This window comes from Phenylobacterium soli, assembly GCF_003254475.1.
Lineage (GTDB): Bacteria > Pseudomonadota > Alphaproteobacteria > Caulobacterales > Caulobacteraceae > Phenylobacterium > Phenylobacterium soli.
On the sequence record NZ_QFYQ01000002.1, the window covers coordinates 304,898 to 319,691 of the forward strand.

General features: G+C 71.0%; 15 protein-coding genes. 6 read left to right on the top strand and 9 right to left on the bottom strand.

Annotated features, from left to right (window positions below; translation table 11 throughout):
- Window positions 1-37: 37 nt before the first annotated feature.
- On the bottom strand, window positions 38-1,900 hold the full coding sequence (gene uvrC / locus DJ017_RS18885; protein ID WP_111530442.1) for an excinuclease ABC subunit UvrC: 1,863 nt from the start codon (window positions 1,898-1,900) through the stop codon (window positions 38-40).
- A gap of 181 nt (window positions 1,901-2,081) precedes the next feature.
- Window positions 2,082-2,657: a flotillin family protein gene (locus DJ017_RS18890; protein ID WP_111530443.1), complete on the bottom strand. Its 576-nt coding sequence runs from the start codon at window positions 2,655-2,657 to the stop codon at window positions 2,082-2,084.
- A 117-nt stretch (window positions 2,658-2,774) separates the two neighbouring features.
- Here DJ017_RS18890 and DJ017_RS18895 point away from each other — a divergent pair, with 117 nt between their 5' ends.
- Window positions 2,775-4,280, top strand: a complete 1,506-nt coding sequence (locus DJ017_RS18895) for a PAS domain-containing protein (protein WP_111530444.1) — start codon at window positions 2,775-2,777, stop codon at window positions 4,278-4,280.
- Window positions 4,281-4,392: 112 nt separating this feature from the next.
- On the top strand, window positions 4,393-5,529 hold the full coding sequence (locus DJ017_RS18900; RefSeq protein ID WP_111530445.1) for an NADH:flavin oxidoreductase/NADH oxidase: 1,137 nt from the start codon (window positions 4,393-4,395) through the stop codon (window positions 5,527-5,529).
- Here the strand turns inward: DJ017_RS18900 and DJ017_RS18905 are convergent.
- The gene (locus tag DJ017_RS18905; RefSeq protein ID WP_111530446.1) at window positions 5,526-6,470 is read right to left on the bottom strand and encodes an alpha/beta hydrolase; all 945 of its coding nucleotides are present in this window, start codon (window positions 6,468-6,470) and stop codon (window positions 5,526-5,528) included. The two genes, DJ017_RS18900 and DJ017_RS18905, sit on opposite strands and share 4 nt — an antisense overlap.
- 117 nt (window positions 6,471-6,587) lie before the next feature.
- Entirely contained in the window at window positions 6,588-7,154 is a 567-nt protein-coding gene (locus DJ017_RS18910; protein WP_111530447.1) for a TetR/AcrR family transcriptional regulator, read from the bottom strand.
- 156 nt (window positions 7,155-7,310) lie between these two features.
- Here DJ017_RS18910 and DJ017_RS18915 point away from each other — a divergent pair, with 156 nt between their 5' ends.
- The gene (locus DJ017_RS18915; RefSeq protein ID WP_111530448.1) at window positions 7,311-8,072 is read left to right on the top strand and encodes an oxygen-binding di-iron domain-containing protein; all 762 of its coding nucleotides are present in this window, start codon (window positions 7,311-7,313) and stop codon (window positions 8,070-8,072) included.
- Here the strand turns inward: DJ017_RS18915 and DJ017_RS18920 are convergent.
- A complete protein-coding gene (locus DJ017_RS18920) occupies window positions 8,069-9,856 on the bottom strand; it encodes a long-chain-acyl-CoA synthetase (protein ID WP_111530449.1) in 1,788 nt (595 codons plus the stop codon). The genes DJ017_RS18915 and DJ017_RS18920 overlap by 4 nt on opposite strands.
- A 396-nt stretch (window positions 9,857-10,252) precedes the next feature.
- Between DJ017_RS18920 and DJ017_RS18925 the strand changes: the two genes are divergently transcribed.
- Together DJ017_RS18925 and DJ017_RS18930 are read left to right on the top strand one after the other, a co-directional pair.
- Window positions 10,253-11,131 carry a hypothetical protein gene (locus DJ017_RS18925; RefSeq protein ID WP_111530450.1) on the top strand — a complete coding sequence of 293 codons (879 nt, stop codon included), beginning with the start codon at window positions 10,253-10,255 and terminating at the stop codon, window positions 11,129-11,131.
- A gap of 166 nt (window positions 11,132-11,297) precedes the next feature.
- The gene (locus tag DJ017_RS18930; protein ID WP_111530451.1) at window positions 11,298-11,507 is read left to right on the top strand and encodes a hypothetical protein; all 210 of its coding nucleotides are present in this window, start codon (window positions 11,298-11,300) and stop codon (window positions 11,505-11,507) included.
- On the opposite strand, the gene DJ017_RS18935 is transcribed toward DJ017_RS18930, so the two are convergent.
- The 4 genes from DJ017_RS18935 to DJ017_RS18945 form a co-directional block, all read right to left on the bottom strand.
- Window positions 11,504-12,253 (bottom strand): pentapeptide repeat-containing protein, encoded by a 750-nt coding sequence (locus DJ017_RS18935; RefSeq protein ID WP_111530452.1) that lies wholly within the window; start codon window positions 12,251-12,253, stop codon window positions 11,504-11,506. The two genes, DJ017_RS18930 and DJ017_RS18935, sit on opposite strands and share 4 nt — an antisense overlap.
- Before the next feature lie 17 nt (window positions 12,254-12,270).
- Window positions 12,271-12,519 (bottom strand): DUF6894 family protein, encoded by a 249-nt coding sequence (locus DJ017_RS18940; protein ID WP_111530453.1) that lies wholly within the window; start codon window positions 12,517-12,519, stop codon window positions 12,271-12,273.
- Between the two features lie 19 nt (window positions 12,520-12,538).
- Window positions 12,539-12,706: a hypothetical protein gene (locus DJ017_RS20560; protein ID WP_165830723.1), complete on the bottom strand. Its 168-nt coding sequence runs from the start codon at window positions 12,704-12,706 to the stop codon at window positions 12,539-12,541.
- A 132-nt stretch (window positions 12,707-12,838) separates the two neighbouring features.
- Window positions 12,839-13,918 carry an alcohol dehydrogenase catalytic domain-containing protein gene (locus tag DJ017_RS18945; protein ID WP_111530454.1) on the bottom strand — a complete coding sequence of 360 codons (1,080 nt, stop codon included), beginning with the start codon at window positions 13,916-13,918 and terminating at the stop codon, window positions 12,839-12,841.
- Between the two features lie 99 nt (window positions 13,919-14,017).
- Here DJ017_RS18945 and DJ017_RS18950 point away from each other — a divergent pair, with 99 nt between their 5' ends.
- Window positions 14,018-14,791 carry a helix-turn-helix transcriptional regulator gene (locus DJ017_RS18950; protein ID WP_111530455.1) on the top strand — a complete coding sequence of 258 codons (774 nt, stop codon included), beginning with the start codon at window positions 14,018-14,020 and terminating at the stop codon, window positions 14,789-14,791.
- Window positions 14,792-14,794: the final 3 nt, after the last annotated feature.

The window sequence follows — 14,794 nt, forward strand, 5'->3', positions numbered from 1 at the left end:
GCGCGGGGTTCCTCAAGCCACCCGGTTTAAGGCCAAGCTAGGTCTTGCGGAAGAAGTCGTGGATGCGCTGGGCGAGGGCTTCGGAGACGCCTTCGACCTTGGCGAGGTCGTCCACCGAGGCGCGGGCGACGCCGCGGGCTGAACCGAAGGCGTGGAGCAGGGCGCGCTTGCGGCCGGGGCCAACCCCGTCGATCTCGTCGAGCGGGTTCTTCTTGAGGTCCATGGAGCGGCGGGTGCGGTGGCTGCCGATGGCGAAGCGGTGGGCCTCGTCGCGCAGCCGCTGGAGGTAGTAGAGCACCGGGCTCTTGGGCTCGAGCATGAAGTAGGGCTTACCGGGGATGAAGAAGCGCTCGAGGCCGGCGTCGCGGTCGGGACCCTTGGCGACGCCCACCACCGGGATGTCGTCGACCCCGAGGTCGGCCATGATCTCCATGACCACGCCCACCTGGCCCATGCCGCCGTCGATCAGCACCAGGTCGGGACGCACCGCGTCCTGGCCCTCCTCCTCTTCCTTCACCAGGCGGCCGAAGCGGCGGCGTAGCACCTCCTTCATCATCCCGAAGTCGTCGCCCGGGGTGATGTCGGTCGAGCGGATGTTGAACTTGCGGTACTGGCTCTTCTGGAAGCCCTCGGGGCCGGCGACGATCATGCCGCCGACGGCGTTGGTCCCCATGATGTGGCTGTTGTCGTAGACCTCGATGCGCTCGGGCGGCGCCTCCAGGCCGAAGGCCTCGGCCACCCCGTTCAGCAGCTTCGACTGGGCCGAGCTCTCGGCCATCTTCCGGCCGAGCGCCTCGCGGGCGTTGATCAGGGCGTGGTCGACGAGCTCGCGCTTCTCGCCGCGCTGCGGCCGGAGGATCTCCACCTTGCGGCCGCCCTTGACGCAGAACGCCTCGGCGAGGAGTTCGCGATCGGTGGGCTCGACGTTGAGGAGGATGAGCTTGGGGATCGGCTTGTCGTCGTAGAACTGGCCGAGGAAGGCGCTCATCACGTCCGGGTCCTCGTCCGACTTGTCGATGCGCGGGAAGTAGGCGCGGTTGCCCCAGTTCTGGCCGGCGCGGAAGAAGAACACCTGGACGCAGGCCTGGCCGCCCTCGGCATGGAGGGCGAAGACATCGGCCTCGTCCACCGTCTCCGGATTGATCTGGGTCTCCTGGGCGATGGAGGCGAGCGCCCGGATGCGGTCGCGCAGGCGCGCGGCGCGCTCGAACTCCAGGTCCTCGGCGGCGGCCTGCATCTCCTCGGCCATCCTGGCCATCACCGCCCGGCTCTTGCCGCGCAGGAAGAGCTCGGCCTGGTCGACGAGCCCCTTGTAGTCGTCGAGCTCGATGAGCCCGGTGCAGGGCGCGGCGCACCGGCGGATCTGGTGCAGCATGCAGGGCCGTGTGCGGGTCTCGTAGACGCTGTCCGTGCACGAGCGCAGGAGGAAGGCCTTCTGCAGGGTGTTGAGCGTGCGGTTGACCGCCCAGGCCGAGGCGAAGGGACCATAGTAGTCGCCAGGGATCGAATGGGCGCCGCGGTGCTTCTTGAGCTGGGGCGCCTCGTGGTCGCGGCGGATGAGGATCTCGGGGAACGACTTGTCGTCGCGCAGCAGGACGTTGAAGCGCGGCTTGAGTTGCTTGATGAGGTTGATCTCGAGCAGCAGGGCGTCCGTCTCGGTGCGGGTGACCACGAACTCCATGGCCCGCGTCAGGTCGACCATGTGGGCGATGCGCTGGGTGTGGAAGCGGCCCTGGGCGTACTGGACGACGCGCTTCTTCAGCGAGCGCGCCTTGCCCACGTAGAGCACCTCGCCGCCCTCGCCGTACATGCGATAGACCCCCGGCTTGTCCGGCAGCCGTTTGACTTCGTCCTTGATGAGGGCCGCGCCCTTCAGGCTGTCGGCGGGGGTGTCGAGCATGGGGGCAATATAGGCCGCTTCGCCGCCGCCGGGAGAGCGGCGCGCGGGCGCGGCGAGGTTGGACCTCTCCAGTGGACCACGAAAGGCGCGAAAGCGCTGGGCGCGCGCAGGCGCGGCGCAGGTCGGTCGAGCTGCGCGGGGTTCGGGGTTTCGTGGTGTTGAGCGCGCGTGGCGGCTCGGGTCAGCCGGAGTCGTCCTTCTCCCCTTGCGGGAGAAGGGGGGCGGCGTCGAAGGCGTCGCGGTCTCGAGCGGCGGTGGAAGGGATCATCGACCCCTCATCCGTCGGGCTTCGCCCGCCACCTTCTCCCGCAGGGGGAGAAGGCAGGCCCAGGTCCATGCAGAGCCTGGCGATCTCGGCTTCGGGGGAGAGGTCGAGGAAGTCGTCTTCGAGGGCGTCGGCGTCGAGGAGGTCCTCGAGGATGCTTTCGCGCCTGTCGGCGTCCTCGCCTTCGTACTCGGTCCAGATGAGCTTTTCGACCCGGGCCTTGATGCGGGTCTTGCGCAGGTCGACCTGGCGCTCACGGTCGGCGCGGACCGCCGCTTGGTCCTCGCGGACCGCGCGCTTGGCCTCGCGCTCGAGGCGCAGCTTCAGCGCGGCGGTCTGACGGACGGACCTGGAGATGCGGTGGAAGGCGGTGGCGAGCTTGGCGCGGGTCTCCGGCTGCTCGGCTTCCATGGCGTCCTGCTGGATGCGCAGCGCCAGTTCCAGACCACGCTGGAAAAGCAGGCTCAGGCCATCTTGCAGGTCAACGTTCATTAGAACAAAAATAGAACATGCGCACTGTCAAAGATCAAGCTCTTTTGTTAGCCTGGCCGAACGGAACGCATGCACCCCTCGGGCGTTTAGGTAGGTCAGTCCCGGGGGTCCTAACTTATGTCAATCGACGCGCTGGCGCCGCCGGCGCTCCCGGACAGCGATCTCCAGCCGGATTTCCATGCCCTCTTCCAGGTTCTCCCGAGCCCCTACATGGTGCTCGATCGCGAGCTGCGATACGTGGCCGTCAACGACGCCTATTGCGCCGTGACCGAGCGGCGGGCCGACGAACTGATCGGCCGGCCGATCTTCGAACTGTTCCCCAATCCAGGCGAGGGCGGACGCCGGCTGCGCGCCTCATTCGAGCAGGTCATCGAGACCGGCAAGCCGCACTCCATCCCGCTGATCCCCTACCCCATTCCGCTGCCCATCTCGCGCGGCGGCGGTTTCGAGATGCGCTACTGGTCGGCGGCGCACACCCCGCTGCTCGACGCGCAGGGCCGGACGCGCTTCATCGTCCAGAACACCGTGGACGTCACCGACCTGCAGCGTCTCAAGGCCATGGCGTACGGTGGCGACGCCGAGGCGCTGGCGCCCAGGGAAGCCACGCTGCTGCAGCGGGCGCAGGAGGTCGAGCGCGCCAACCGGAACCTACTGGAGGAGAGCCGCAGCCTGCGCGACCTGTTCGCCCAGGCGCCCGGCTTCATGGCGGTGCTAAGCGGGCCGGACCTGATCTTCAGCCTGGTCAACAACACTTATCAGCAACTCATCGGCCATCGCCCGGTGATCGGCCGGCCGGTGCTGGAGGCGCTGCCCGAGATCGCCGGCCAGGGCTTCGACAGGCTGCTGCACGAGGTGATGCGGAGCGGCGAGCCGTACATCGGCTCGGCCTTGAGCGTGATGCTGCAACGCGAGCCGGGCGCGCCGCTCGAGGAGCGCTTCCTCGACTTCATCTACCAGCCGATGCGCGACCCCACCGGAGAGGTCTGGGGCGTGTTCGTCGAGGGCAGCGACGTTACCGACCGGGTGCTGGCCGAGCGGCGCCAGAAGCTGCTGCTCGACGAGCTGAACCACCGGGTGAAGAACACCCTCTCCACCGTCCAGGCCATCGCCGCCCAGACCCTGCGCTCCGGCGGCGACGTGGCCGCGGTGCGCGAGGCTTTCGAGAGCCGCCTGATGGCGTTGTCGGCGACCCACGACCTGCTCACCGCCACGAGTTGGCAGGGGGCGGCGCTGCGCGACGTGCTGCTGGTGGAGCTGAAGCCCTATGCGGCCGAGCGGTACCGCCTGGCCGGGCCGGAGGTGGCCCTGGCGCCGGCCGAGGCCCTGGCCTTCGGCCTGCTGATCCACGAGCTGGCGACCAATGCCGCCAAGTACGGCGCGCTGAAGGGCGACGACGGCCTGGTCGAGGTGTGCTGGGGCCGCATGGACGGAGGCGACAGGCCGCTGCTGATCCTGAACTGGACCGAGAGCGGCGGGCCGCGGGTGACCCCGCCCAGCCGGCGCGGGTTCGGCTCGCGCCTCATCGAGCGCAGCCTCAAGGGGGCTCTGCGCGGCTCGGCCGAACTGGACTTCGCGCCCGAAGGACTGAGGTGCCACGTGGAGCTGCCGCTCAGCCACGGATGAACCCGGCGCCGGTTCCGGGGAGCCGGCGAGTTCCCAGGGCGCCGCGTTGCTGCGATGACGGACCCCGTTGGCAGGCGACAAGGCGGTCACGCGCCCCAGTAGGAGTTCCCCCATGCCCGACCTGTTCAGCCCCTATGCGCTGAAGGACGTCACCCTGCGCAACCGCATCGTCATGTCGCCGATGACGATGTACCGCTCGCGGGACGGGCTGATGAACGACTTCCACGTGATGCTGATGGGCTCGCGGGCGGCCGGCGGGTTCGGCCTCGTCTTCCCCGAGCAGCTGGCGATCACCCCGGACGGACGCACGAGCGCGAGCTGCGCGGGCATCTACGACGACGCGCAGATCGAGGGCCTCGCCCGGGTCACCGCCATCGTCAAGGACATGGGGGCGACGCCGGCGGCCCAGCTCGGCCACACCGGGCGCAAGGGCAGCGAGCAGAAGCCCTGGGAAGGCGGCGCCCAGCTTTCCCCGGATCACCCGGACGGCTGGCAGGTGTCGGGTCCTTCCGACGTGGCCTACGGCGGCAAGGCGAACGAGCGGGTGCACGCCCTGACGGTCGAGGAGATCGGCCAGATTCACCGGGCCTATCGCGACGCCGCCCAGCGGGCGCTGGAGGCGGGGTTCGAATGGCTGGAGCTGCACTTCGCCCACGGCTACCTCGGCGCCAGCTTCTTCTCGCCGATCGCCAACCGGCGGACCGACGCCTACGGCGGCAGCCTGGATAACCGCATGCGCTTCCACATCGAAGCGCTGGACGCGGTGCGCGAGGTCTGGCCCGAGCGGCTGCCTCTCTCCATGCGGCTCGGGGTCGACGACCTGCACGAGGAGGGCGTGCATTTCGAGGAGGCGCTCGAGGCGGTGCGGCGGATGAAGGCGCACGGGCTCGACATCGCCGACCTGAGCCTTGGCCTCAACACGCCCGAGCTGCAGCGGCGGCCGTTCAACGACGTGGCCTTCATGGTCGAGCGCGGGGCGCGGGTGCGCGCCGAGGTCGGCATACCGGTGGGGGTGAGCTGGAACCTCGGCCTGCCGCAGGTGGCCGACCGGGCCATCCGCGAGGAGAAGATCGATCTGGTGCTGCTCGGCCGGCCGGCGCTCGCCAATCCGCACTGGCCGGTGTGGGCGGCCCGCGAGCTCGGCCGTGAGGACCCCTTCGGCCTGGTGCCGGAAGACTGGGGCTGGTGGCTGCGCAACTTCCGCGGCCACGCCCCCTCGATCGGCTGGCCGGAGCCGGCGGGGGCCTAGGCCAGGCCCTTCTTCAGCGCCGCGCGGGTGTCGCGGGCGGCCTGGCGGGCGACGTCGGACTGGGCCGCCCACTGGAAACCGTGGAAGGCGCCCGGATAGACGTGCAGCTCGGTCGGCACCCCGGCGCGGATCAGGCGGCGGGCGTACTCGAGGTTCTCCTCCACGAAGAGGTCGAGGGCGCCGGTGGCGATGTAGGTCGGCGGCAGGCGCGAGAGGTCGCTCGCGCGGGCGGCGGCGGCGTAGGGCGAGACATCCGGGCCGCCAGGCGCCTGCCCCAGCAGGCTGGTCCAGCCGAAGCGGTTGGCCTGCGGCGTCCAGACGAACTCGCCGACGTAGGGGTGCGGCTCGGCGGCGACGCAGGTGCGGTCGTCGATCATCGGATAGATGAGGTGCTGGAAGGCGAGCGCGTGCTCGCCCCGGTCGCGCGCGAGGAGCGCGAGGGCCGCGGCCAGGCCGCCGCCGGCGCTCTCGCCCATCACGCCGACGCGGGCGGGGTCGAAGCCGAGGGCGGAGGCCTCGCCCATGATCCAGGCGAGAGCGGCGTAGCAGTCCTCCACCGCGCCCGGGAAGACGGTCTCCGGCGCCAGGCGGTAGTTCACCGAGACGATGGCGCAGCCGAGGTCGGCGACCATCGAGCGGTGGGTCGCCTCGTTGCCGCGGGCGTCACCGGCGACGTAGCCGCCGCCGTGGATGTGCAGGATGCAGGGCAGCGGGCCGGCGGCGCCGCGGGGGCGGTAGACGAGCACCTCGACGTCCGGCGCGCCGGCCGGGCCCGGAACGGTGCGGATCTCCTGCTCGGTGGCCTCGAGATCCTTGGGGTTCACCTGGAACATCACCGGCCGGGCGCGCATGGCCGGCAGGGACTGGGCCGAGAGGTTCAGCGGCGGGATGGTCTCGAGCAGCGGCAGGAGCTGGGGATCGACCAGGTGACGGCTGCTCATGGCGGGGCGGGCTCCTTCGGGACATCGGGCGGAACGTGGGGCGCGCACTGTGGCGGGCGCGAAGCCGGCGGGCAACGGGGCGCGCGGCGGCGCCTTGGACGGGCGGATGCGCGGAGGCTAGCCGGCGAGGGTGCGCGTCATGAGGGCGGCGGCCTGCGGGGTGGTCAGGCCCGCCTCGGCGGTGAGGGTGCGCCAGCTATGATAGCTCATGGCGAGGTCGAGCAGCGGGCCGCGGTGGGCGGCGAGGCCCTCCGCCAGGGCGGCGCGGTAGGCGCTCATCGGCGGGCCGAAGCGCAGGTCGGCGATCTCGCGCGTCAGGACATGGTGCTCGGCGTCGCGCAGGACGCAGGCGGTGAGCTGGGCGTTGCGCTCATACCAGCCGTAGAGGCGCGACAGCCCCTCCTCCAGCCGGGCGGCGCCGGGGGCGAGCGCCAGGAGCGGCTCCAGCGCCGGCAGCGGGTCGCGCTCGAACGCCAGGCCCGAGCAGGCCATGGCCAGGGCCCGGTCGTCCGGGAAGTGGGCGTAGAAGGTCTGGCGCTGAACCCCGGCGCGGTCGGCGATCATGCTGATGGTGGTGGCCGCCGGCCCGACGGTGCTGTGCAGGTCCACGGCCGCCTCGACGATGCGACGGCGGGTGTCGGCCTGCTGCTCGGCGCGCTTCTTGAGGGTGTAGCTGCGGGCCATCGGAATTAATTTCACCACACACGCACGTCCATTGATATTGACGTGCGCTCCAGAATTCAATAGACGCCGATGTATAGTGATTTTCCGCGTCCAGCAACGCCGGGACCCCGTCCGCGGCGAACACCTCCTTCTGGCCTCAACACCCCGGAGCCTTCCATGGACACCCGCCTGACCGAGATCGCCGACGGCGTCTTCCGCTTCTCGACCTTCGTGCCGGAGATCGACGCCCCCGCCGGCCTGACCTTCAACCAGTTTCTCGTGCTCGGCGAGGAGCCCCTGCTGTTCCACACCGGGCTGCGGCGCATGTTCCCGGCGCTGCGCGAGGCGGTGGGGCGGGTGATCGCGCCCGAGCGGCTGCGCTGGATCACCTTCGGCCACTTCGAGGCCGACGAGTGCGGCGCGATGAACGAGTGGCTGGCGACGGCGCCGGACGCCCTGGTGGCGCACGGCCACACCGCCTGCAACGTGTCGCTGAACGACGTCGCCGACCGCATGCCGCGGGCGCTCGACGACGGCGGGACGATCGAGCTCGGGAACGGCAAGCGCGTCCGCTACATCGACACCCCGCACACGCCGCACGGCTGGGAGGCCGGGGTGCTGTTCGAGGAATCCACCGGCACGCTGATGTGCGGCGACCTGTTCACCCAGCACGGCGACCGCGCGGCCCTGACCGAGGGCGACATCGTCGGCCCGGCGATCGCCTCGGAGGACATCGTCGGCTACTCGGCCCTGAACCCGGACATGGGGGCGACGATCCGGCGGCTGGCGGCGCTGAAGCCGACGACGCTGGCCCTGATGCACGGCCCGGCGTTCCGCGGCGACGGCGCGGCGGCGCTGCTGGCCCTGGGCGAGGACTACGACCGGCGGGCGGCGGCGCGCTGGGAGGCGCGGGGCCGCGTCGCCGAGCGGGCGGCCTAGAGCTTCACCAGGCCGCCGGCGATCTTCTCGTAGCCGAGCTTCGTCAGCTTCACGTAGCCCTTCTTCGGGTCGTGGAAGTAGAGCGGTCCCTTGATCTTCGCCGGATCGTAGCCGTCGGCGATGAGGTCCATCTTGCGCAGCTTGAAGGTGCCGGTGGTCTCCATCGCCGGCAGGATGCGCACGAACAGCGGCTGGGCGAAGGGCGGCAGCTCGCGCCCGACCGCCTCGCCGAAGGCCTTGATGTCGAACTCGGGCCCGACCACCAGGGCGGCCATGCCGGCGCGGCCCTCGGCGCCGGAGACGGCGACGCCGTAGACGTTGGCTTCGCGCACCCCAGGGATCGCCTGGACGCGCTCGGCGACCTCGTTGGTGGAGACGTTCTCGCCTTTCCAGCGGAAGGTGTCGCCGATGCGGTCGACGAAATAGAGGTAGCCGTCGGCGTCCTGGCGCATGAGGTCGCCGGTGGCGAAGAAGGCGTCGCCCTTCTCGAAGACGTCGCGCAGGACTTTCTTCTCGGAGGCGGCCTTGTCGACGTAGCCGGCGTATTCGGCCCGGGCGTCGCCGCCGATCCGGCCGACGCATTCGCCGATCTCGCCGGGCCGGGCCTCGATGCAGAAGCCGTCGGTCCCGCGGACCGGCGCCTCGGCCTCGACGTCGAACTGGACGAGGCGGATGTTGAAGCGGCTGCGCAGCCACTTGGGCGCGCGGCCGACGGCGCCCTCGCGGCCGTCGAAGTTGAACAGCGAGACGTTGCCCTCGGTGGAGCCGTAGAACTCCAGGATGTCCGGGATGCGGAAGCGCTGCTTCATCACCGGCCAGATGTCGGGCCGAAGGCCGTTGCCGAACGCCAGGCGGATCTTGTGGCGGGTCTCGTCCTCGACGCTCGGGTGGTTGACGAGGTAGCGGCAGAGCTCGCCGATGTAGACGAACATGGTGCAGCCCTCGGCCACCACCTCCTCCCAGAAGTGGCCGGCGGAGAAGCGCTTCCTGAGCACCACCGAGCCGCCGTTGAGCAGGGCCGCGCCCAGGGCGCAGAGGCCGCCGGTGGCGTGGTAGAGCGGCAGGGCGACGTAGATCCGGTCTGAGGCGCGGGCGTCGGTCGCGCCGGCGAAGCCGCGCATGTAGAGCTGCGCCCGCACGTGGGTGATGCGCGCCGCCTTGGGCAGGCCCGTCGTGCCCGAGGTGAAGATGAAGAGGGCCGTGTCGCGGGCCTTCATGTCCTCGCGGACGATGCGGTCGGGCGGCAGCTGGCTGCAGCTCTTCAGCGCCTGCAGGAGGTCGCGCTGGTCGCCGTGGGCGGGGCCGAGCACCCACTGCTGGAGCGGCTTCTCCACCAGGGCCTTGGCGGCCTCGAAGACCGGCGAGGTCTCGGCGTCGACGATGACGTGGGCGGCGCCGGAGATGTTGAGGCAGTGGGCGAGCGGGGCGCCGGCGAGCTGGTTGTTGATCAGGGCGGTGACGACGCCGATCTTCGACAGGCCGTACCAGATGCAGAAGTACTCGAGCCGGTTGGGCATGAAGAGCGCCACCACCTGGCCGCGGCGCAGGTTCTGGCCCTTGCCCCAGTGGGCGAAGCGGTTGGCGATGGCGTCCATCTCGCCATAGGTGAGGGTGCGCCCCTCGAAGCTGAGCGCCGGGCGCTCGCGCCACCTGTCGACCGCGGCCTGCAGGTCGTCGCAGATCAGGTTGGGCGAGTCGGACGCGATGGACTTCACACGGCCGAGCGTGCGGGTCAGGCCGCGCAGGAAGCGCCACTCCCGCTGGAGCCTGGCCTTGAACCTCATCCCATCCTCCGACCTGGACCCGAGCTTGGCGGCGCGGAGCGTCGGCGGTCAAGCCGAGCTGCGCCACGCCTTTGGTCACACCCACCGGGACGCAGGGCCACAGAGCACTGGAGGAGCAACCGTAAGGTTAATGGCGGGGCGGCGGCGGCCTGCAGGCGGGACCGTAGAATAAGGCAGGAAATCGGCAGGCTTCGCCAGAATTTCGCCGCGACCGGAACAGTCGACAGTCCTTCTTGATTGTATTTGCGCAATAACACCCGCGGACTGCGGGGCGACTGTCGGAAAATCTTCGCTATAGATCCCCTCCCCGCCCAAGCCAGGCTTGTATAAGTGCGGAACCCTCTGCCTGCCTGACCGTTTGAGCTTGAGCGACATTATCCTTGGAGGGACATCCGAATGTCCGTTGACTACACCCGGACGAGCGGCGCCGACGCTGCCGACTCCGACACCACCATGTTCCCTGGCACCCCGATCTGGGAGCGCGGCGGCAAGCGCCGCGGCGCCGCCCGCGCCCGCCGCGTGGCCAGCGACCCGGTGACCAGCAAGCCCGCTACCGGCGATGCGATGGGCGACACGATGGGCGACAGGGCCACCACGGGCCGCGCCCGCACGCTGCGCGAAGACGAGGTGCTGCCCAACGACGCGCCGTTCGTGGCGCCGCGGACCACGGTGCGACGCGAGCGCTCCATGGCCCCGATGGCGATCGGCGGCGGCCTGATCGCCCTGGCCGCCCTGGCCGCGGCCGGCTGGTACGCCACGCGTCCGAACGACACCACCCTGACGCCCGGCGGCGCCCCGGCCACCGCGATCGCGACCGCGCCTGAGGCGACCGGCGCCAACACCAGCGCCTCGACGACCATGGCCGCGACGACCCCGCCGGCCAGCGCCGCGGCCCAGGCGGCCATGACGCCCTCGACGACGCCCTCGGCGCCGGCGGCGGCGGCCACCACCACGACCACCCGGACCACGACGACGCGGACGGCGCCGGTGCGCACGCACAGCGCCACCGCCCGCAGCACCGCCAGCCCCGAGCGCTCTGTGACCGCGCCCAGCGCCACCGGCGCCGGCGTCAACACCAGCGTCACGGCCGCGCCGATGACGGCGACCCCGCCGGCTCCGGTCACCAGCGCTCCCGTGACCAGCGCTCCCGTGACCAGCGCTCCGGGCGCCAGCACGCCGCCGGTCGCGACCACCACGCCGCCGGTCGACGCGGCGCCGGATGCGGCCACCACGGCGAGCCCGCCGGCCGCCGCGGCCACCACCCCGCCGCAGTAAGCTGAGGCTGGGCCAGAACGCGGAAAAGGGCGGCCTTTGCGGAGGCCGCCCTTTTCTTTGCGCGTCATTTGACTTGCCCAATGCGCGCCCGTGTCGCATCGCAGGCGCGGGCCGATTTTCGTATCTGCGGCCCCTGTCCGTTGCGTATCGAAGGGGCCGCCCGATCATGGTCAGCAAGAAGGATCTCGCCGAGTGGAGCTCGGCCGCCATGGTGTTCATTTCCGGCGGCATGGCGGGACACTACGCTTCGCTGGGCATGAGCCAGGCGCAGTGGGTCGGCGCGGCGGCGGCCGTGCTGGGCTCGGTCACCGTGGCGGTGGCCGTGCGGGTCTGGCCGGCGCCGGTCAAGGCCAAGGTCAAGCAGACCCGCGACTAATCCGGGCTGACGTCGACACCGAGCCCGGCGAGCAGCACGTGCTGCTGGGCGGCGGTGATCTTCATTCCCGAAAAGCTGTGAAGGGCGTTCAGGTCGAGGCCTGAGAGCTCGGCGCCGCGCAGGTCGGCCCCGGCGAGCTTCGCGCCCGCGGTCAGGGCCTGGAAGAGGTCGACCCCGGTGAGGTCGGCGTTCTCGAAATCCGCGCCCTGCAGGTCCGCCTCGCGCAGCGAGCAGCCGGCCAGTTCGCAGCCGTTCAGCCGCGCCTCGGAGAGGTCGGCGAGCTCGAGGTTGCAGTCCTTGAAGCGGGCGGCGGCGCGCACCTGCTTGCCGAAGGCGCGGGCGAAGTCGGCCCGGTGGAAGCGCGCGCCGCGCAGATTGCAGCCCTCGAAGGCGACGTTCCACAGGCTGGAGCGGTCGATGTCGGCGAAGGAGAGGTCGCAGGCGACGAAGCGCGCCTCGTCGATATGCGAGAAGGCGAAGTCGACGCCCGAATGGCTGTCCGGATCAGCGAAGGAGCAGCGCTCGAACACCGCCTCGCGCAGGTCGGCGTGGGCGAAGCGGCAGCGCACCAGCCGGCAGCCGGTGAACCGCGCGCCCTGGAAGATGACCGAGGAGAGCTGGGCGTCGGTCAGGGTGCAGTCGGACAGGGCGATGTCGGAGAGGTCGCGCTCGGCGAAGTCGACGGCCGACAGGTCGAGGCCGGCATAGACCCCGCCGGGCCTGAGCGCCGGTGCTGGGGAGAGCATGGACGCGTCCGCTGCGGCTAGGCCCGCTTACCGACCGCGGTGGAGGCCAGGCCGATGGTCTCCACCGTCCAGAGCACGAGCCCGTCGGCGTCGGCGACCGTGACCAGGATGTTCGGCTTGTCCCAGAAGCTGTCGCTCTCGTCGACGAGCATCCGGCCGAGGAGCTCCATGGCATTGCGTCGGGCCGACTTGAGATCGGGGAGGCTAGTGCCTTCGCGGTCCGGGAATTCGTCGCCGTAGCTGATGTGGAAGAAATATCTCTTCATGCTGTCGTCACCAACACCCTCAGGCCGCCTCGGGGTCCCGGTCGTTCGCCGGAGGCGGCTGCCGCTGGTCGACCATGTCGCGGTGGGCCCGCGCGACGACCTCGCCGCGAGCGAGGTCCATGGCGGCTCGGTCGGCCCGCGCGTCGAAGCTCGGGTGGCTGGCGATGGGATGAATCTTGTCGGACATGGAAACTGCCTGTGCAGGCGGGAGCACGGGAGTCTCTCTGCCATCGGCGCCTGATCGCATCGGCCGATGATGCCCCATCCTAGACCCATAGGCGCCTGGCCGCCAGTGCGGCGCGACGCGGCCCCGCCGTCCTCACGGGCAGATCACGGTGCGCCGGAAGCGGCCGCCGGTGGCGGCGGCGTGGGCGACGGCCTCGTTGGCCCGATCGAGGGGGAAGGCGGTGGTCTCGATCATCGCCAGGTCGAGGACGCCCGAGCGGACCAGGTTGATCAAGGAGACGTTGGCGGCGGGCGGATACATCCACTGCCCCTTCACGGTGACGTTGTTGCGCATCAGCCAGGGATACGGGAGGGCGAAGTCCTCGCCGCCCAGCATGCCGACCCCGCCCATCAGCACGACGCGGCCGTATTCGCGCACGGCCATGGCCGCGGCGCGGACCGCCGAAGCGGGAGCCTCGGGCGGCAGGAGGTCGAGCACGGCGTCGATCGGCCCTGGGGCGGCGGCCTGCATCCGGCGGGTGTCCTCGGCCGGATCGCCCGTCAGGGCGACGGTGCGCACCCGAGCGCCGAAGCGGCGCTCCAGATCCTGCAGCACGGCCGTGTTACGGCCGGGCGCGACGACGCAGGCTGCGCCCATGGCGAGGGCCACCGCCACGCCGGCGCTGCCGAAATTGCCGGTGGCGCCGCTGACCAGCAGGGTTTCGCCCGGCCGGAAGTCGATCGCCAGGAGCCCGCCGTAGGGAACCAGGGCGAGGCTGAGGGCGCACCACCGGCCGGCGTCGGCGGGATCGATGTCCCCGAGGGGGAAGACGTTCTCGGTCGGGACCAGCATCTGCTCGGCCCAGGAGCCGTGGCGGTAGTGCTGCTGCAGCTTCAGCCCGCCCTCGCCGCGGGCGCTGAGGCCGAGAAGGGTGATGTCGGGCGCGAGGGCGTCGTCGCGGGCGCGGATGGTGGGATCGCAGAGCACCCAGTCGCCGACCTGCAGCCGGGTGGCGTCGGCCCCGAGAGCGCGGACGCGGCCGACCCCGCCAGCGCCGGGCACCATCGGCAGGCTCATAAGGTACTGGCGCTCGCCGCTCAGCACCTCGCCCATGTAGGGCAGCACCCCTGCGGCCACGACGTCGACGACCACGCCGCCGGGACCGGCCGAAGGGGCGGGCAGGTCCTGGAGGACGAGCGGGGATCCGAACACTTCGAGGACGGCGGCTCTCATGCAGGGCTCCTTGGTTGGGAGCCCAGCTTTCGCACGGCTGGCGGAGCGCATTCAGGCCTGGCATTATCCTGGGACTGTGACTACCTGCCAGGAGCGAGCTTGGACAAGCCTGCGAACTCCGAAGTCGGCGACTTCCTGCGCTCTCGCCGCGAGCGGCTGTCGCCGGAGACGGTCGGCCTGCCGGCCGGACGGCGGCGGCGCACGCCCGGCCTGCGCCGCGAGGAGGTGGCCCAGCTCGCCGGGATCGGCGTCGACTGGTACATCCGCCTGGAGCAGGGCCGCGCGGTCAGCCCGTCGGCGACCACGGTCGAGGCCCTGGCGCGGGCCCTGCGGCTCAATCCGGTGGAGCAGGCGCACCTGCGCGCCCTGACGCGCCACGCCGAGCGGCGGCCGTTCGTGCGCGAGGTCGTTCCCGACGGCCTTCGGCGGACCGTGGAGGCGCTGAACCTGCCGGCCTATATCACCGGCCGGCGCTGGGACGTGCTGGCCTGGAACGCGGCGGCCGCGGAGGTCTTCGCCTTCGACCGTGTGCCGGAGGACGACCGCAACACCCTGATCCTGGTCCTGACCAATCCCAAGACGCGCGACCTGTTCGGGGCCGGCTGGGCCGAGGAGGCCGAGCGGATGGTCGCCCAGTTCCGGACGAGCCACGACCTGTGGGCCGGCGATCCGGCCTTCACGAGCCTGATCGAGCGGCTGCGGGCCGGCTGCCCCGAATTCGCCGGCTGGTGGGAGGCGCACGAGCTGCGCGACCCGGTGGCAGGGCAGAAGGCGCTGAGCCATCCGCGCAAGGGGGCGCTGCGGCTGCGCTACGCCACCTTCCAGGCCAACGACGATCCGGGGCTGAGGCTGGTGATCTATTCGGAGGCGTGAGGG